General features: G+C 44.3%; 19 protein-coding genes. 15 read left to right on the top strand and 4 right to left on the bottom strand.

Going from position 1 to position 17261, the window contains the following annotated elements; all coding sequences use genetic code 11:
• The first annotated feature begins 50 nt into the window (after nt 1-50).
• The 5 genes from HY064_11950 (at nt 51) to HY064_11930 (ending at nt 6458) form a co-directional block, all read left to right on the top strand.
• Nucleotides 51-2285, top strand: coding sequence for a bifunctional (p)ppGpp synthetase/guanosine-3',5'-bis(diphosphate) 3'-pyrophosphohydrolase (locus HY064_11950; protein MBI3511369.1), 2235 nt, complete (start codon nt 51-53; stop codon nt 2283-2285).
• 458 nt (nt 2286-2743) lie between these two features.
• On the top strand, nt 2744-3235 hold the full coding sequence (locus tag HY064_11945) for a transcriptional repressor (protein MBI3511368.1): 492 nt from the start codon (nt 2744-2746) through the stop codon (nt 3233-3235).
• Complete coding sequence (locus HY064_11940; GenBank protein MBI3511367.1) at nt 3232-3579, top strand: STAS domain-containing protein; 348 nt, start codon at nt 3232-3234, stop codon at nt 3577-3579. The genes HY064_11945 and HY064_11940 overlap by 4 nt, the downstream gene beginning before the upstream one ends.
• 1 nt (nt 3580) lies before the next feature.
• On the top strand, nt 3581-4861 hold the full coding sequence (locus HY064_11935) for an adenylosuccinate synthase (GenBank protein MBI3511366.1): 1281 nt from the start codon (nt 3581-3583) through the stop codon (nt 4859-4861).
• 22 nt (nt 4862-4883) lie between these two features.
• The gene (locus tag HY064_11930) at nt 4884-6458 is read left to right on the top strand and encodes a hypothetical protein (protein MBI3511365.1); all 1575 of its coding nucleotides are present in this window, start codon (nt 4884-4886) and stop codon (nt 6456-6458) included.
• A gap of 26 nt (nt 6459-6484) precedes the next feature.
• On the opposite strand, the gene HY064_11925 is transcribed toward HY064_11930, so the two are convergent.
• A complete protein-coding gene (locus HY064_11925) occupies nt 6485-7003 on the bottom strand; it encodes an NAD(P)H-dependent oxidoreductase (GenBank protein MBI3511364.1) in 519 nt (172 codons plus the stop codon).
• Between the two features lie 161 nt (nt 7004-7164).
• Here HY064_11925 and HY064_11920 point away from each other — a divergent pair, with 161 nt between their 5' ends.
• The 6 genes from HY064_11920 (at nt 7165) to HY064_11895 (ending at nt 13633) form a co-directional block, all read left to right on the top strand.
• The gene (locus tag HY064_11920) at nt 7165-7845 is read left to right on the top strand and encodes a metal-dependent hydrolase (GenBank protein ID MBI3511363.1); all 681 of its coding nucleotides are present in this window, start codon (nt 7165-7167) and stop codon (nt 7843-7845) included.
• Nucleotides 7846-7913: 68 nt separating this feature from the next.
• Nucleotides 7914-8723, top strand: a complete 810-nt coding sequence (locus HY064_11915) for a ParA family protein (protein ID MBI3511362.1) — start codon at nt 7914-7916, stop codon at nt 8721-8723.
• Between the two features lie 87 nt (nt 8724-8810).
• On the top strand, nt 8811-9710 hold the full coding sequence (locus HY064_11910) for a ParB/RepB/Spo0J family partition protein (protein ID MBI3511361.1): 900 nt from the start codon (nt 8811-8813) through the stop codon (nt 9708-9710).
• A gap of 11 nt (nt 9711-9721) precedes the next feature.
• Nucleotides 9722-10342, top strand: a complete 621-nt coding sequence (locus tag HY064_11905) for a hypothetical protein (GenBank protein MBI3511360.1) — start codon at nt 9722-9724, stop codon at nt 10340-10342.
• A gap of 112 nt (nt 10343-10454) precedes the next feature.
• Complete coding sequence (locus HY064_11900) at nt 10455-11117, top strand: hypothetical protein (GenBank protein ID MBI3511359.1); 663 nt, start codon at nt 10455-10457, stop codon at nt 11115-11117.
• Nucleotides 11118-11140: 23 nt separating this feature from the next.
• Nucleotides 11141-13633, top strand: coding sequence for a carboxypeptidase-like regulatory domain-containing protein (locus tag HY064_11895; protein MBI3511358.1), 2493 nt, complete (start codon nt 11141-11143; stop codon nt 13631-13633).
• Nucleotides 13634-13642: 9 nt separating this feature from the next.
• On the opposite strand, the gene HY064_11890 is transcribed toward HY064_11895, so the two are convergent.
• From HY064_11890 to HY064_11880, 3 genes are all read right to left on the bottom strand, one after another.
• Complete coding sequence (locus HY064_11890) at nt 13643-13873, bottom strand: hypothetical protein (GenBank protein ID MBI3511357.1); 231 nt, start codon at nt 13871-13873, stop codon at nt 13643-13645.
• Between the two features lie 177 nt (nt 13874-14050).
• Nucleotides 14051-14245 (bottom strand): hypothetical protein, encoded by a 195-nt coding sequence (locus tag HY064_11885; protein MBI3511356.1) that lies wholly within the window; start codon nt 14243-14245, stop codon nt 14051-14053.
• Between the two features lie 162 nt (nt 14246-14407).
• Complete coding sequence (locus HY064_11880; GenBank protein MBI3511355.1) at nt 14408-15157, bottom strand: helix-turn-helix domain-containing protein; 750 nt, start codon at nt 15155-15157, stop codon at nt 14408-14410.
• 193 nt (nt 15158-15350) lie between these two features.
• Between HY064_11880 and HY064_11875 the strand changes: the two genes are divergently transcribed.
• The 4 genes from HY064_11875 (at nt 15351) to HY064_11860 (ending at nt 17251) form a co-directional block, all read left to right on the top strand.
• Nucleotides 15351-15569, top strand: coding sequence for a hypothetical protein (locus HY064_11875; protein ID MBI3511354.1), 219 nt, complete (start codon nt 15351-15353; stop codon nt 15567-15569).
• A 281-nt stretch (nt 15570-15850) separates the two neighbouring features.
• The gene (locus HY064_11870; protein ID MBI3511353.1) at nt 15851-16636 is read left to right on the top strand and encodes a methyltransferase domain-containing protein; all 786 of its coding nucleotides are present in this window, start codon (nt 15851-15853) and stop codon (nt 16634-16636) included.
• A gap of 2 nt (nt 16637-16638) precedes the next feature.
• Nucleotides 16639-16869 carry a sulfurtransferase TusA family protein gene (locus HY064_11865; protein ID MBI3511352.1) on the top strand — a complete coding sequence of 77 codons (231 nt, stop codon included), beginning with the start codon at nt 16639-16641 and terminating at the stop codon, nt 16867-16869.
• A 19-nt stretch (nt 16870-16888) separates the two neighbouring features.
• A complete protein-coding gene (locus HY064_11860) occupies nt 16889-17251 on the top strand; it encodes a DsrE family protein (protein ID MBI3511351.1) in 363 nt (120 codons plus the stop codon).
• The last annotated feature ends 10 nt before the right edge of the window (nt 17252-17261 follow it).

Genomic DNA, 17261 nt, shown 5'->3' with positions numbered 1-17261 from the left:
TCCATTCTTATTCGTAAATTTAAACCTGAATTATCATCTCCCGAAGAAGTATGGCTGAGAAAGAATTAGCACCGGTTATTGACCTTGAAATAGAACGTAAAGAAATTCTGAAACGTTACCGGAATCTTTTGAAAGCGTGCAAACGCAAATTAGAGAAAGGCGACAAACAAGTTATCCGCAAAGCATTCAACGTTGCTCTTGAAGCGCATAAAGACATGCGCCGCAAATCGGGTGAGCCCTACATCTATCATCCGATTGCAGTGGCGCAGATTTGTGCAGAAGAGATCGGACTCGGAACTACTTCCGTCGTGTGCGCGCTCCTGCACGATACCGTGGAAGACACCGACATCACACTCGATGATGTGCGCGGAATGTTCGGTGAACGTATTGCGAAGATAATTGACGGCCTCACGAAAATTTCGGGCGTATTCGATCAGCAAACGAATTCCCTGCAGGCAGAAAATTTCCGGAAGATGCTGCTCACACTTTCCGATGACATCCGCGTCATTCTCATCAAGCTCGCCGATCGTTTGCACAACATGCGCACACTCGAATCGATGAAGCGCGATAAACAATTGAAGATTGCATCGGAAACACTTTATCTCTACGGCCCGCTTGCACATCGACTCGGATTGAATTCCATCAAAACAGAACTGGAAGATCTCGGGTTGAAATACACCGAAACGGATTCTTACAACGACATTGCCCGAAAACTGAAAGAGACCGAACCGGAAAGAAAAAGATTCATCACCAAATTTATTCAGCCGATCAATGAAATTTTAAAAGAGCAGGGATTCAAAGCGCGCGTCATTGGCCGACCGAAATCCATTTTTTCTATTTTCAATAAAATAAAATTCAAAGCGGTTCCATTCGAAGAGATCTACGATATTTTCGCTATACGCATCATCATAGACACGCCGCCCGAAATGGAAAAAGCAGATTGCTGGCGCGTGTATTCCATTGTCACCGATTTTTATCACCCGAGTCCCGACCGTTTGCGCGACTGGATCTCCACGCCGAAAGGAAATGGTTACGAATCGCTGCACACAACTGTGATGGGCCCCGAGGGAAAATGGGTGGAAGTGCAGATACGTACTGAGCGGATGGATGAACTTGCGGAGAAAGGTTATGCCGCTCACTGGAAATACAAAGACACTGCCACCGGTTTGGAGAATAAAGAAAATCAACTCGAAGACTGGCTGCGCAAGATTCGCGAAATGCTGGAAAATGCCGAAGAGAATGCGCTCGATTTCATTGACGATTTCAAACTGAATCTTTTTGCTGAAGAAATTTTTGTATTCACCCCGCACGGCGAAATGCGCACGCTTCCATCCGGCGCCACTGCGCTCGATTTCGCTTTTGAAATTCACACCAAGGTCGGCGAGAAATGCATCGGCGCAAAAGTGAATCACAAATTGGTGCCGCTCAGTCACCAGCTCAAGAGCGGCGACCAGGTGGAAATTCTCACTTCATCAAAACAAGCGCCAAAAGAAGACTGGCTCACTTACGTGGTGACTGCGAAAGCGAAATCGAAAATAAAAAATGCACTGAAGGAAGAGAAGCGGAAAATTTCGGAAGAAGGGCGCGAAATGCTGGAGCGGAAATTCAATCACCTGAAAAAAGATTTCACAATTCAAAATATCAATGATCTTCAGGTGTTTTTCCGTTTGCCGAATGCGCAGGAATTATTTTACCGCATTGCAAAAGGTGTGATCACGCTCAAGCATGTGAAAGCATGGATGAAGGAAAAAGAAAAACCAACGAAGAGTACGAAGGCCGAGCCGACACTCGAACAAGTGGTGAAAGAAGTGCGCGGAAAAAAAGCAGGAGAAGATACACTCGTCATCGGCGACAACATGACGAAGATCGAATACAAACTTTCTCCCTGCTGCAATCCTATTCCCGGCGACGACGTTTTCGGTTTCATCACGATCAACGAAGGAATAAAAATTCATCGCGTGAATTGTCCGAATGCGGTGCAGATGATGTCGAATTTCGCTTACCGGATTGTAAAAGCAAGGTGGACCGGCCAGGAACAGATCTCTTTCCTTTCAGGAATAAAAGTTGCCGGCATTGATGAAGTGGGACTCGTGAACAACATCACAAAAATTATTTCGAACGAACTGAATGTGAATATGCGTTCACTGAGTTTCGATACGCACGACGGAACCTTCGATGGAACGATCATGCTTTTCGTGCACGATGCGCAACACCTTACCGACCTGATGAAGAAACTGAAAAAAGTAAATGGCGTGATCTCGGTGAGCCGGGTGAATCCGAATTAAAAATTCAAAGATTCAAGAATTCAAATCGCTGCGCTATTCAAAGATTCAAAAATTGTTTCCGAGAATTAATTTTCAAGAAAAAAAATCTTCTCAATTATTTTAGCAGAATAAGGGCCAAACTTATAATAGAATTGAATAAATTTTCCGCCGAAATAATTTTCCGCATGGTGAGTGTCTCTAAATTTTCTTACAATGCGCAATGAACAAGTGAAAAAAAACATCAGAAATTAAACCTTTATTCCCTGAACATTGAATCTTGTGAGTTTGGCATTGTTCATTTGTTGAAATAGAAAATGCTGAATCTTCAAACCCAATAACGCTCAATGTCAAATGCTCAATGCACAATTTACAAGTGAAAAATGTCGAATTTTTAAATCCTCGAATTTTCAAATTCCCTCCCATCTCTCCTCTCAGGTCTCCCATCTTTTACTACTTTTACTCTTCCCCAAAATCACCCGATGCCCGAACCCAACACACGCGAAACAGTAAAACAGATTTTTTCGGAACACCTGACTAAACTCGGCCACCGGAAAACTCCTGAACGTTTTGCCATACTCGATGAAATTTATGCGCAGGGTGGGCATTTTGATATTGAGTCGTTGTATGTTTTCATGAAAAATAAAAAGTACCGGGTGAGCCGCGCCACATTATACAACACGATAGAACTGCTGCTCGAATGCGGATTGGTAACCAAGCACCAGTTCGGAAGAAACCAGGCGCAATTCGAGCGCGCGTACGCTTACAAGCAGCACGATCATCTCATTTGCCAGGATTGTCAGAAGGTTTTTGAATTCTGTGATCCAAGAATACAGCAGATAAAAAAAACAACCGAACAATTTCTCGATTTCAATATTTCTTCTCATGCGCTCAATTTTTTCGGAAGATGTCGTAAACTTGCGTCTGGCGGAAATTGTGAGAATATGAAATCAGGATCAAAACGAAACTCATGAGCTTCACTTATCTACTGGTAAGCAAAGAACCTTACCTCTCCTACTCACTCTACGGCGATCTCATCGACCGGAACCAGGCACAGGAATTCCTCGACAACGTTTACGCGTTGATGGAAGAAGGAAAGAATAATGTTGCGATTGAACTTTCCGAATTGCGCTACATGAACAGCACAGGACTGAATGTACTCATCAACATTCTCACTCGGGCGCGCAAAAGCGGCGGAGAACTTGTGATCTGCGCTGTGCCCCGCAAGATCCAGGAATTATTGCTCGTCACTAAACTCAATTCCGTTTTTACGGTTACGGAAACAGCAGAAGAAGCTGCGGCCAAATTCAAATCATAAAATGAAAGCAGAAGTTTTACTCGGTCTCCAGTGGGGCGACGAAGGGAAAGGAAAAATCGTGGATGTGCTCACACCGAAATATGATGTGATAGCGCGTTTCCAGGGCGGGCCGAATGCAGGACATACACTTGAGTTCAACGGCATCAAACATGTTCTTCATACGATCCCTTCCGGAATTTTTCACGAAAATACCGTGAATGTCATTGGCAACGGAGTGGTGATCGATCCGGTGATCCTCAAAAAAGAAATTGATGCGCTGAAAAAACTCGGAGTCGATGTGAGCAAACGTTTGCTCGTTTCCCGCCGCGCTCATCTTATTCTTCCTACTCATGCGCTTCTCGACAAAGCATCTGAAGCAGCCAAAGGAAAAGAGAAGATCGGTTCTACGCTGAAAGGAATCGGCCCGGCATACATGGATAAAACCGGGAGAAATGGTTTGCGTGTTGGCGATATTGATTCTCCTGACTTCAGAAAAAAATATGATGCACTCGTTGCGAAGCATCAGCAGTTGCTGCGTTACATGAGCGCGGATACGGATGTGAGTGCGCACGAGAGCGCGTGGTTCGAAGGAATTGAAATTCTGAAAACACTTACGCGCATCGACAGCGAACATTACATCAATGAAATGCTTGCGAAAGGAAAACGTGTGCTTGCCGAAGGTGCGCAGGGATCGCTGCTTGATATTGATTTCGGAACTTATCCTTACGTCACCTCTTCGAATACCATGTGTGCTGGCGCATGCACAGGACTCGGCATAGCGCCGGGAAGGATTGGCGGCGTGATCGGAATTTTCAAAGCCTACTGTACGCGCGTTGGAAGCGGCCCCTTCCCTACTGAATTACTCGACGACGATGGAAATAAAATGCGCGACATCGGGAAAGAATTCGGATCCACAACAGGTCGCCCGCGCAGGTGCGGATGGCTTGATCTTCCTGCGTTGCGGTACGCGATCATGATCAACGGCGTAACGGAACTGATGATGATGAAGACGGATATTCTCAGCGCGTTTGAAAATATTCGTGTTTGCACGGCTTATAAAATTGACGGAAAGATCACCGACAAACTTCCGTTCGATATCGTGAATAAAAAAGTGGAACCGGTTTATGTTGATCTGAAAGGATGGAGCCGTGATCTCACCACCACCACTTCCGCTGCAGAAATGCCCTTGGAACTGAATGATTACATCGCATTCATCGAACGCGAAACCGGTGTTCCCATAAGCGTGGTTTCTGTTGGCCCCGATCGCACACAAACTTTGTTAAGGAATGCGGTGTGGGCATAAAGTTTGCCGATCCCTTGCGCGCATGCGTACAAAAACAAAATTATTTTTTCTCGTTTTTATTTTTTGCGGATTTGCTTCTGCAATTTTTGCGCAACCGAATGCGGCGAACGGAAAATTAGTACAGATGAAACATGCTGATCAACTCATCGGCGATAAGAATAAAGGTTACCAGCGCCTCGTGGGAAATGTGCAGTTCGAACACCAGGGCGTACTCATGACGTGCGACAGTTCCCATTTTTTCCTGCAAAAAAATACACTCGAAGCTTTCAGCCGCGTTCACATTCACCAGGGTGATTCGATAAATATTTTTGGTGATCATCTCAATTACGATGGCAATACAAGAAAAGCAGACCTCACCGGAAATGTGATCATGATCGATCATGATATGACGCTGACCACCGACGCGATCACTTACGATATGAATTCAAAAGTGGCAAGCTACAGCAATGGAGGAACGATCGTGAATGAAAATAATACGCTCACCAGCGATATCGGATCTTATTCCACCACAGATAAAATGCTCACGTTCAAAAAAAATGTGCTGCTCGATAATCCCGAGTACACGATGAAATGCGATACGCTGAAATATTTCCCTGTTTCAAAAACCGCTTACTTCCTCGGGCCGACGACTATCGTTGCTACTAATAATTCGAACACGATCTATTGTGAAAATGGATTTTACGATACGAACGCCGACATCTGCCAGTTCCAGAAAAATGCGGTGATCGTTACGCACGACCAGACGCTGAAAGGAGACAGCATCTGGTACAACCGGAAAACAGGAATAGGAAAGGCGATGAAGAATGTGGAGATACAGGATACTTCGCAGGATGTAACGATACGCGGCGATCTAGCGGTACACAATGAGCTAACGAATATTTCCTGGGTAACGGGGCATGCGCTGTACATCCAGTCTTTCACCGACGATTCACTTTTTCTTCATGCTGATACTTTGAAATCAATAACGCTGCTGAAACAGAAAGCTTACCAGAAAAAAAACAAAACAGAAAAACGCGATACGACTTCCAATGATTCGGGAAGAGTGGTACTCGCTTATCATCACGTTCGTTTTTACAAAACCGATATGCAGGGGCGTTGCGATTCGCTCGGGTGGACGTCGATGGATTCCACGATGCGTTTGTACGGTGACCCGGTGATCTGGTCGGATGAAAACCAGATCACTGCGGAAAAAATTTCCATTCTTATTTCGAAAGGAAATATTCTGCGGATGAATATGGATAATCTTGCCTTCATTGTTTCGAAAGTGGACACGTCGCGTTACAACCAGATCAAAGCAAAAAAGATGATCGGTTATTTCCGGAAGAATCAATTGTACTGCATCGACGCAACGGGCAACGGGCAGACTTTATATTACATTGAAGAGGACAGCGCCATCACCGGCATCAATCGCGTGGACTGCATCAGTTTCCGAATCAATCTCGAAGATCAGAAAGTAAATTCCATCAGTTTTTATTCCAAGCCCGACGGAACAATGTACCCGCCTGATGAGATGGATCCGAAAGAAGCATTGCTGAAAGGATTCCGCTGGAGAGAAAATGAAAAACCGATTTCGGTGGCAGAGTTGTTTTTGAAGTGAGAGATGGGGTTGTGTTTGGATACAACTCAAAACTCAACAAACTTCTCGACCTGCGTTCTTATATTTTTCAGGGTAGTTTCATCCGTAATCTTTCCATCGCTGCTTATGTCGCGGACACGCGAGATGGGAAGATGTCCCGGAAAAATAGTCATGCCGAGATAGTGCAGCATATTAGTAAGTTGATCGAGTCCACGCATATTTCCTCCTCTTCCACTGGCAACGCCGGCAAGCAGCACTTTTTTGTGCGCCAATTCACGTGTTGGAACAGCATCAATGAGCAATTTGAAAATTCCGGGAAATGTTCCCTGGTATTCGGGAACGATGAAAATAAATTTCTGCGCGTGATGAAAATATTTTTCAATGATCGCTTTCACTTCTTCCGTCTGCGAACCGTCGAGATAAGTAAAAGCAAAATCGCGCGGCAATTCCTCGAGTGAAAACAACTGGTGTTTCAACTGAAATGAATTGAGTACGCGCACATATTCACCGGCAACGATCCTCGTGTTGCTTGCTTTCCTGTTCGTTCCTGAAATTATTGTGATCATCAGCCGGTTAAGAGTTATCAAACGCTGTTAAAAATTCCTCAAAACTACCTTCGTTCTTTTTCCCCTTATCGCATTCAAATTGCCTACTTTCGAACGAAATTGAAACGGGTTAGTGCGAAGTAAAGAATTTTACCTGAACCCCGTTCCATCCGCAAAAGAAAATGAAGATCACGTATTACGGACATTCCTGTTTTGGTGTGGAAATAAAAGGCGAACATCTTCTCTTTGATCCTTTCATTGCTGCCAATCCGCTGGCATCGCACATTGACCCGAAAAAAATAAAAGCAGATTACATTCTTCAGTCGCACGGCCACTTCGATCATATTTCCGATACCGTTTCCATTGCAAAAAATACGGGCGCAACAGTTGCCGGCTCTTACGAAATCACCGAATGGCTGACGAAGCAAGGCGTGGAAAAAACGCACCCGATGAATACCGGCGGCAAATGGCGCTTTGATTTCGGAAGAGTGAAATGTGTGAATGCCGTCCATTCCAGTTCATTGCCCGACGGAACTTACGGTGGCGCACCAGTTGGATTCGTCGTGGAAAGCGAAGAAGGAAATTTTTATTATTCCGGCGACACTGCGCTCACTTACGACATGAAACTCATTGGTGAAATTGAAAAAATAAATTTTGCATTCCTTCCTGTCGGCGACAATTTCACTATGGGTGCAGACAGCGCAATGATCGCAAGCGATTTCATCAAATGCAATAACATCATCGGCATGCACTTCGATACTTTCGGTTACATCAAGATCAACCACGAAAAGGCGAAGAAAAAATTCAGCGATGCCGGAAAAGAACTTACGCTGATGAAGATCGGTGAAACAATTGAAAAATGACAGATCACAAATTACAAATGAAAATCGCCCCATCTGTAATCAGTAATCTGGTAATCTGTAATTGAACTATGGGAAAAATAATTGCAATAGCAAATCAAAAAGGCGGAGTGGGAAAAACAACCACGGCCATCAATCTCGCAGCGAGTTTCGCCGTCCTGGAATACCGCACCTTACTCGTGGACGCCGATCCGCAGGCGAATTCCACTTCCGGAGTTGGATTCGATCCGAAGAATGTGAAAACTTCTGTTTACGAAACCATCATTGAAGGAAGAGAACCCAAAGACATCATCCTGCAAACCTCCACTCCGAATCTCGATCTTCTTCCCGCGCACATCGATCTTGTGGGCGCAGAAATAGAAATGATCAATCTTCCCAATCGAGAGAAGATGATGCGCCACGCACTCGAGAAAGTTCGCAATTCTTATGATTTCATTATCGTCGATTGTTCTCCTTCACTCGGACTCGTTACAGTAAATTCTCTCACTGCTGCCGATTCTGTTCTCATTCCTGTGCAGTGCGAATATTTTGCACTCGAAGGATTGGGAAAATTACTCAACACTATAAAAATTGTTCAGAGCCGCCTCAATCCGGAACTTGCCATTGAAGGAATTCTGCTCACGATGTACGATATACGTTTGCGGCTGAGCAACCAGGTGGTGGAAGAAGTGAAAACACATTTCCAGAGCATGGTGTTTGACACGATCATTCAGCGCAATACCAAACTCGGCGAAGCTCCTTCATTCGGAGAAACCATCATCATGCACGACGCAACAAGCAAAGGCGCGATCAATTATTTAAATCTTGCAAGAGAAATTCTGCAGAAGAACAACATGACGCGTCTCACCGACGAAGAAAAGATCATCAACATCACGAAATAGAATGGAGTGTGAAGGGAGGAGATCGGGAAAATCAATAAAAAAATCTCCTGGCTCCTCCCTCCATTCTCCAATCTGAAAACAAAAAACATGAGCGTAAAACGAAATGCATTAGGAAAAGGATTGAGCGCACTCCTCGAGAGCGCGAGTACCGATATTACTTCCAACTCAAAAATTTCTCCGGAGCCGGGAGCGATACTGGGCGCCGTTTCGAATATTCCCGTTGCACAGATCGAAGCGAATCCTTTTCAGCCGAGAACACACTTCGAAGAAAATGCATTGCATGAACTTGCAGATTCCATCAAACAGCACGGCATCATTCAACCGGTGACCGTTCGCAAAATGGGATACGATCGTTTCCAATTAATCTCCGGTGAGCGCCGTTTCCGCGCAACGCAACTCGCAGGCATCACGAACATTCCCGCGTACGTGCGCATAGCGAACGACCAGTCGATGCTCGAGATGGCGCTCGTTGAAAATATTCAGCGGGAAAATCTTGACGCGATAGAAATTGCGATCAGCTACAAACGGCTCATTGACGAATGCAGTCTTACACAGGAACAGCTTTCTGAAAAAGTGAGTAAGCAGCGTTCTACCGTTACCAATTATCTGCGACTGCTGAAATTACCGGCGATCGTGCAATTGGGTATCCGCGAGAAAAAAATTTCCATGGGGCATGCGCGCGCGCTGGTAAACGTGGAAAAACAATCGGACATGGTGGAATTGTACAATCGCACGATCGATGAAAATCTTTCTGTCCGCGATGTGGAAGAACTTGCGCGTGATGTAAAAAAAATTGAGCCGCGCATCAAGCACAGGAATCTTACCGGCGAGATGGATGAAAAATATGCGCACAAACTCAAAGCTCTTTCGAAACACTACAATGCGAAGATCGTTTTGAAAAGCAATACAGACGGCGCCGGCAAGATCGTGATCCCTTTCTCTTCTGAAGCGGAACTCCAGCAGATACTCGACGCGCTTGAAGTTTAATTCCATTTCTCATGGCCGATCGTTCGCTGAATTCCCGGAACTGTTTTTTTTCACTGGCGATCGTTATTTTTTTTCCGTTTTTTCTGCGCGCACAATTTTCCGTTGGAATAAAAAATAATTTTCATTACGGAAATTCATTTTCTTTCACCGATTCTCTTCCGCACGATTCTCTTCTCAAACAAAAGATCCATTCCCCGAAAAAAGCGGTGATCTACAGTGCCTGTTTGCCGGGACTCGGGCAGGTGTACAATAAGAAATACTGGAAAGTGCCGATCATTTATGCAGGATTTGCCGGGCTCGGTTATGGATTCTGGTGGAACGAACGTGAATGGACAAAATATCATCACGCATTACTTTATCGTTATGACAATGATCCGAACACGATCGATCCTTATCCTTCTTATTCGGATGATGACCTGGTAACATTGAAAAATTATTACGAACGTTACCGCAATCTTTGTGTCATTGGCGCAACGGCTCTTTACACATTGAATCTTATTGATGCTGCAGTGGATGCGCACCTGATGAGTTTCAATGTGAATGATGATCTCTCCATGAACATCTCCCCTGCAATTTTTCCATCGGGAAACAGTTCCACTTTCGGAATTTATGCTGCACTTCATTTCCGCTGATCTTTCATTCTCCAGCTGACAACTATCAGGGAAAATCCACGTCTTTCATAATAAAATGTGGCAAATGACGTTTGATGTCCGACCTGTTATTTTGAGTAAATTTGAGTCAGCGATGAAGAATATTTTTTCATTCCGGCTCCTGCTTTTGGTCGCAGTTCTTTTGCTTCCGGGAAAAAATATTTTTTCACAGAATCCTGTAGCGAAGGACACGACAAAAAAAGTCATTCAATTCTCAGGCCTGATCGTAGATGGAGACAGTCTCAATCCGCTTCCGTTTGTAGCACTCGTAGTGCGGCATACCGAACGCGGCGTTTTCGGAAATGCCAACGGATATTATTCGATGGTGGTGCAGGAAGGAGATACTGTCGATTTCTTCGGCCTCGGTTACCGGCAGGGAACTTTTATTGTTCCCGACACTTTTGAATTGAGCAACAATTACAATCACGTACAGGCGTTATACCTCGACACGATCTTACTGCGCGAAGCGATCGTTTATCCATGGCCATCCAAAGAAAGATTCCGTACTGCATTTTTATCTGCCAGTGTTCCGTCGGACGATCTCGAGCGCGCGCGGAGCAATCTTGCACAAGCCGACAAGATCAGTTCAACCATGTATCTCGCTGCCGACGCAGGAATGGCTGCAGCAAGCGCGACTCAAATGCGCACGCAGAAAAATTATTATGCGGGAGGACTTCCTCCGAACAACCTGCTCAACCCGATCGCCTGGTCGAGATTCATACAGGCGCTGCACAACGGAGACCTGAAACGTCAATGAAATTTCCGTCCTTTTTATTTTTTATGAAATACAGGACAAAAAAATATTTTTTCTATTCGTTATTTTTTTTCCTTCTCCCGTTTTTTCTTCGCGCACAAACTGCAACACTGAAAGGAACTGTTGCCGATTCTACGGGAAAAAAAATTGAATTCGCTTCTGTTTCTGTTTTCGGAACAAATATTTCTTACACCACTGATTCATCGGGAAATTTCAAACTGAATATTCCTGCTGATAAAACCGATACGATCATCGTCGTATGTTCCGGTTATTTCATTCGCAGGGAAAGTGTCTTTCTGAAAAATGGTGAAACGAAACATCTCGATGTGGTGATGCAACCGAAAGTGAGCGAAACGATCATCATTAAAGAGCACCGCGATTTCGAACATATTCCACCGAAGGAATTCCGCGAGATCGTTTCTACAACAGGTGGCGATGTGAAAGATATTCTTGTGCATGTGGGCGCAAATACGAATAATGAATTGAGTACGCAATATTCGGTGCGCGGCGGAAGTTTCGATGAGAATCTTGTTTATGTGAATGGGATCGAAGTGTATCGCCCGTTACTCACGCGCGCGGGCCAGCAGGAAGGATTGAGTTTTGTGAATGTGGATATGACCGACGATATTTATTTTTCTGCAGGAGGATTCGAAGCGAAGTATGGTGATAAGATGGCGTCGGTACTTGACATCACTTACCGCGAGCCGACAAAATTTGCAGGTGTTGCTTCGATGAGTTTGCTCGGTGCGAGTGCGGAAGTAGAAGGAATTTCAGACAACACGCGTTTCACCTGGATGATCGGCATTCGTGAAAAATCAAATAAATATTTGCTGCGTTCGCTGGAAACAAAAGGAGATTATCACACGAACTTCACTGATGTGCAAACGTTTCTCAATTATCATATCACGCCTGAACTTTCCATCAGTTATCTCGGGAATTATGCGGTGAATAAATACAATCTTGTTCCTTCAACACGGCAAACGGATTTCGGTACGATCAACAACGCATTACAGTTCACTGTTTATTTCGACGGGCAAGAGATCAATCGCTTCAACACTTTGTTCAATGCCGTTTCGCTGAATTATGATCGTCGTCACTGGAATACAAAATTCATCCTCTCTTCTTTTAATACTTACGAATCGGAACAGTTCGATGTGCAGGGACAATACTACATCGATCAACTGGAAGCGGATTTCGGAAAACCTACATTCGGACAAGTTGCATTCAATCGTGGCGTTGGAACTTACATCAATCACGCAAGAAATTATTTGAACGCGTGGGTGAACAATGCAGAAATAAAAACTTCGCGCACTACTGATTCTATTTCCTGGAATTTTGGATTGCGTTTTCAGAATGAAAGAATTCATGATGAGATCAGCGAATGGAATTATGTGGATTCTGCAGGATATTCCATTCCGTATTACCCAACCAGTTCCATTGATCTGCAGGATGTGATCAAAAGCCGCGCAGAATTATTTTCAAACCGCATCATCGGTTATGGGCAAATGCGCTGGAGAAAAACGCTGCGCGATACTTCACAATTGCAGATCACGCTCGGTGTGCGCGGAAATTACTGGGACATGAACAATCAACTCATCGTGAGCCCGCGTGCGCAATTAGAATGGAGGCCGAACAGTAAAAAAAGAAATATTCTTTTCCGTCTCGCCGGCGGATTGTATGATCAGCCGCCTTTTTATAAAGAGTTGCGTGACCTGCAGGGAATTGTTCATCGTGATGTGAAAGCGCAGACTTCTGTTCACGCCATTGCCGGAACTGATGTTACTTTTCTCGCATGGGGACGCCCGTTCCGTTTGATCGTGGAAGGTTATTATAAATATCTCGACAATTTAATTCCGTATGAAGTGAATGATGTGCGCATGCGTTATTTCGGAGCGAATCTTTCGCATGGCTACGCGTACGGGCTCGACGCGCGATTGAACGGAGAATTTGTGAAGGGCGTAGATTCGTGGGTGAATATTTCTTTGCTGCGCACGCGTGAAGATCTTTACAACGATTATTATTACATCTACAAAAATTCAGACGGCGACACCATCATTCCGGGATACACTTACAATAATGTTCCGGTGGACAGCATTAAAGTAACACCGGGATTTATTCCGCGCCCGACCGATCAGTTGCTCACGTTCTCACTTTTTTTCCAGGATTATCTTCCGCATGTGGAATCATGCAAGATGAATCTCGGATTAATTTTCGGAAGCGGACTTCCGTTCGGCCCTCCGACTCACGAACGTTACAAAGCAATTTTCCGTATGCCTCCTTATCGCCGTGTGGACATCGGATTTTCTTACCAGATCATTAAAGAAAGTAAACCGTTGAAACAATCGAGTCCGTTTCATTTCATGAAATCGTTGTGGGTGGGAATGGAAGTTTACAATCTCTTACAAGTGCAGAACACGATCTCTTACTATTGGGTAAAAGATGTGACGGGCAGAACGTATGCGGTGCCGAATTATCTCACGAACCGGCAACTCAGTGTTCGCGTGATCGTACGTTTCTGAAATTTTTTTTCAGAGTGCCCGGTAAGCGCGAATGAGAAATGCGCCGACCACAAGCATGGCGCCACCCACAACATAAGTTTCCATAATATGTCCCGTGGAGTAGCAATAATAAAGTGCGGCGAAATAAATAATGGATGCGCCTGAACTGAAAAAGATGAGCGCTTTTTTTCCGGTACTTTTTTGTTTTTTCCCGATTTTTTCTTCGGCGTAATCGTAGTGTTCGGTAGAAGAAGTATCCATAAAATTTGTTTTTGCCAAATTTCATGAAGATGGAAATTAATTATTATGATGGCGCTCAGTAAAAGAGATGATGCTGGTCAGGAAAATAAAAATGATCGTTCTCAGAAAAAAACCGGCCACTACAAAACCATGGCAATGGAAGCAGTGGCCGGCGGTTAACCGGGGAAAGATTAACGACTAAGAGACCGGGATGAATGGCCAGAATTTTTTCAGGAAGAATTTTTTTTCTTTTTTTCCTGCCGGCATTTTTCCGTCGGGAGAGATCACTTCATAAGTAAGAATGGCATCGAGCGAAGCCAGATATTCTGTATCGTTGATAGACTCCAGTTTTTCGCGGATACTTTTTTTGAGTTGAGTGGTGTAGATCTTCATAAATAATATTGGTTTATGAGTTAATGCAAAGTTGGTTCAGCTTTGATCAGGAACTATTGGCGTTGATTAAAATTTTCTTTACCGATCTGATTTTTTGTCATTGGCCATTTGGCATTCGCTTTATTTGTAATTCATCCCGATTGCAATCGGGATTCGCAACTCTCATTTCATTTTTTTCTCGAGTTGCATCAATCGCTGTTCGATCTCGGAAAATTTATCATGCTCTTTTGGTTTTTCAAGTTCTTTGGTGATGCGCGCTTCTGCTTTCCATAATTGAGCGATCTCTTCTGCATTCACATAATAAGGTTCGTAGGTAGAATTGTCGGAACGGAATTCATATTTATCTCCGCCTATCGGGATAATTCTTTTTGCAACAATAGAGCCATCATGAAGAACAGAAATATACACTTCACCTTTTTTCACTTCGTGCAGGGAATCCACGTAAGCGCCAACGATGAGATCTTTCGGTTTTATTCCCGGAGTCATACTGTCGCCGGTAATTTCAAACGCACGAAAAGTTTTTCCGTGAAATCCGGGCAAACGGAACGAAGGAAGTTTCGAGATGTAATCCGGATCTTCCTGTCCCTGTAAATAGCCGGCAGCAGCTTTACGATCGACGACCACAATATTTTCTTCTTCATCACTTTTATTCACCTGCACCACGAGCGGAATAGCGCCGGTTTTCTTTTTGGAAGATTCAGTCCTGATCATTGAACCTGTTCCGTCCATGAGCCAGGTAGGATCTATTTCAAATTTCTCAATGATGCCTTTGAATACATCGTAAGAAATTCCATTCTTCTCGCCTTCAATTTGCGAGAGTGAAGTTTGCGTGATGTCGATCTTTTCTGCGAAATCTGTCTGACTAAGTCCGAACTGTTTCCTGATCATTTTTATTCGTTGGGCGAGTGTCATGTTTTTCGATTATTGGACAAACTTAATAAAAATATTTGGATTATATTAAGTTTTACTATATTTTTGTTGCGTGAAAGGTAGTAAAAGGCCTTAAAATATAGTAAATGTTAATAACTAAAAACCTCTGCTTATGATCTTCCAGCAACGCACCCACTCCACTCTGCCCATTTCTTTATTGATAGAACCGGCCATGATGGCCTTCTATATAAAGAGTGGCGAAGAATTTTCTGCAGATAAAAATATTAATGAAGAAGCGGAAGAGCGTGCTTCCGTTTCCCAAAAGTCCTGCCCGAGTATAGCGAATGATCCGTTAGAAAGCGGCAGGCACAAATTGACCGGGAAAGAAATTCCGAATGAGAACGATGCCTCGCTCCACGGAAATTCTTCTCCCGGTTTTGAAGTTGCTGCGTAGTGTTGCGAATTACAAATTGATACGGAACTACGAATATTTGTGCGAATGTCTGGAGTTCAGGGTTTGATTTTTTTCTTCGCCAGAATTTAGAGCAGAACGCACTTGCATTGGAGCAAAACATACTTTGTCCGCTGCCTTCTGCATACTGCTTACCACCGCTGACCGCTGCCGCTTAATAACTCCCGCTTTCTATTACTCCTTTTAAAATTTATTTCTCCTAACCGGGAACTTTCCGGGCTCCGTGCGCGTCAATTGTGAAACAACCACAAAACCTTACGACCATGGAACCTACCACCACCCCTAAAAAAGTAAACTCCGGCGAACTCGAAGAAAAAGTAAAAAAAATGTATCGTGATGTGGCTTTGAAGCCGGAAGGACAATATCATTTCGAAATGGGGCGCGGGCTTGCTGAAAAGCTGGGCTATGAAACGGAATGTCTCGATTCAATTCCGGCGGCTTCCATAGAATCATTCGCAGGCGTGGGTTATTTCTGTGATCTTGCAAATTTCAAAGCAGGCGAAAAAGTTCTTGATCTCGGAAGCGGATCGGGAATGGATCTTTTCATTACTGCACTTAAAGTCGGAAAGACAGGACATGTTACCGGAATCGATATGACGGATGAACAATTGGAAAAATCGAAACGCCTGGCGAATGAAAATAATTTTGCGAATGTTGAATTTGTGAAAGGTTACCTCGAACAACTTCCTTTTGCTGATGCAAGTTTCGATGTGATCATCAGCAACGGAGTGATCAATCTTTGTCCGGATAAAGAAAAAGTTTTTGCAGAAGTTGCACGCGTTCTCAAACCGAAAGGAAGAATGGTGATCGCCGATATCGTTACCGAACACCAGTTGCCGGAAAACATCACCTGCGATTCTACACTCTGGGCTTCGTGCATAGGCGGCGCAGGACAGGAAGACACTTACAAATCTTCCATTGAAACGTGCGGAATGGAAGTTCTGTTCGTGCGGAATAATTCTTCGTACGAATTCATTTCCAAATCGGCGAAAGGCGCTTCGAAACAATACGGCGTGAAAAGTGTTTCTTTATTCGCGCAGAAAAAATAAATATGAAAGCCGATAAAGAAATAAATGCGAAGGGCCTCGCGTGCGTGAACCTCACGCCGGAAATAAAAATTGCGATGAAAGAAATTCTTCCGCAGCAGGTGCTCGGCGTTTTCAATGATGATCCGGCTTCGCGCGTGGGCGTACCTGCCTGGTGCCGGCTCACAGGCCACACGCTCGTAGGCACGCAGGAGATCGACACCGACAATACATTGTTCTTCATTCGGAAAAAATAAAATTAAAAAAACCTCTACTATGTCAAAATCACTTTTGATTCACTGCACCTACGGAAAAGAAGATGCTGAACGCGCCATTCTTCCTTTCATCGTTGGAAATGTAGCGGTAACCGCCGATCAGAAAGCAACTGTTTTTCTTACGATCGAAGGTGTGCGATTAGCAACGAAGGGTTATGCAGCGCAGGTAAAAAAAGAGGGTTATGCAAACCTCCAGGACATCATCACTTCTTTCATTGCTAACGGTGGCAGGATCTGGGCGTGCGGCGCATGTACAAAACCGCGCGGCATTACCGAAGCCGATCTGATTGAAGGAGCGCAGATCGTTACGGCTGCCAATCTCGTGGAAGAATTATTGAGCGGCGCTGTTTCCTGTACTATATAAATCCGCCCGC

This window comes from Bacteroidota bacterium, assembly GCA_016194975.1.
GTDB lineage: Bacteria > Bacteroidota > Bacteroidia > Palsa-965 > Palsa-965.
Note: the sequence above shows the minus strand (reverse complement) of the source record. Positions and strands in the feature narration are given on the sequence as shown.

Bases quoted from the DNA above. Each gene is read 5' to 3' on its own strand.
- HY064_11950 (MBI3511369.1), top strand. From the start codon at position 51: ATGGCTGAGAAAGAATTAGCACCGGTTATTGACCTTGAAATAGAACGT.
- HY064_11945 (MBI3511368.1), top strand. From the start codon at position 2,744: ATGCCCGAACCCAACACACGCGAAACAGTAAAACAGATTTTTTCGGAA.
- HY064_11940 (MBI3511367.1), top strand. From the start codon at position 3,232: ATGAGCTTCACTTATCTACTGGTAAGCAAAGAACCTTACCTCTCCTAC.
- HY064_11935 (MBI3511366.1), top strand. From the start codon at position 3,581: ATGAAAGCAGAAGTTTTACTCGGTCTCCAGTGGGGCGACGAAGGGAAA.
- HY064_11930 (MBI3511365.1), top strand. From the start codon at position 4,884: ATGCGTACAAAAACAAAATTATTTTTTCTCGTTTTTATTTTTTGCGGA.
- HY064_11925 (MBI3511364.1), bottom strand. From the start codon at position 7,003: ATGATCACAATAATTTCAGGAACGAACAGGAAAGCAAGCAACACGAGG.
- HY064_11920 (MBI3511363.1), top strand. From the start codon at position 7,165: ATGAAGATCACGTATTACGGACATTCCTGTTTTGGTGTGGAAATAAAA.
- HY064_11915 (MBI3511362.1), top strand. From the start codon at position 7,914: ATGGGAAAAATAATTGCAATAGCAAATCAAAAAGGCGGAGTGGGAAAA.
- HY064_11910 (MBI3511361.1), top strand. From the start codon at position 8,811: ATGAGCGTAAAACGAAATGCATTAGGAAAAGGATTGAGCGCACTCCTC.
- HY064_11905 (MBI3511360.1), top strand. From the start codon at position 9,722: ATGGCCGATCGTTCGCTGAATTCCCGGAACTGTTTTTTTTCACTGGCG.
- HY064_11900 (MBI3511359.1), top strand. From the start codon at position 10,455: ATGAAGAATATTTTTTCATTCCGGCTCCTGCTTTTGGTCGCAGTTCTT.
- HY064_11895 (MBI3511358.1), top strand. From the start codon at position 11,141: ATGAAATACAGGACAAAAAAATATTTTTTCTATTCGTTATTTTTTTTC.
- HY064_11890 (MBI3511357.1), bottom strand. From the start codon at position 13,873: ATGGATACTTCTTCTACCGAACACTACGATTACGCCGAAGAAAAAATC.
- HY064_11885 (MBI3511356.1), bottom strand. From the start codon at position 14,245: ATGAAGATCTACACCACTCAACTCAAAAAAAGTATCCGCGAAAAACTG.
- HY064_11880 (MBI3511355.1), bottom strand. From the start codon at position 15,157: ATGACACTCGCCCAACGAATAAAAATGATCAGGAAACAGTTCGGACTT.
- HY064_11875 (MBI3511354.1), top strand. From the start codon at position 15,351: ATGGCCTTCTATATAAAGAGTGGCGAAGAATTTTCTGCAGATAAAAAT.
- HY064_11870 (MBI3511353.1), top strand. From the start codon at position 15,851: ATGGAACCTACCACCACCCCTAAAAAAGTAAACTCCGGCGAACTCGAA.
- HY064_11865 (MBI3511352.1), top strand. From the start codon at position 16,639: ATGAAAGCCGATAAAGAAATAAATGCGAAGGGCCTCGCGTGCGTGAAC.
- HY064_11860 (MBI3511351.1), top strand. From the start codon at position 16,889: ATGTCAAAATCACTTTTGATTCACTGCACCTACGGAAAAGAAGATGCT.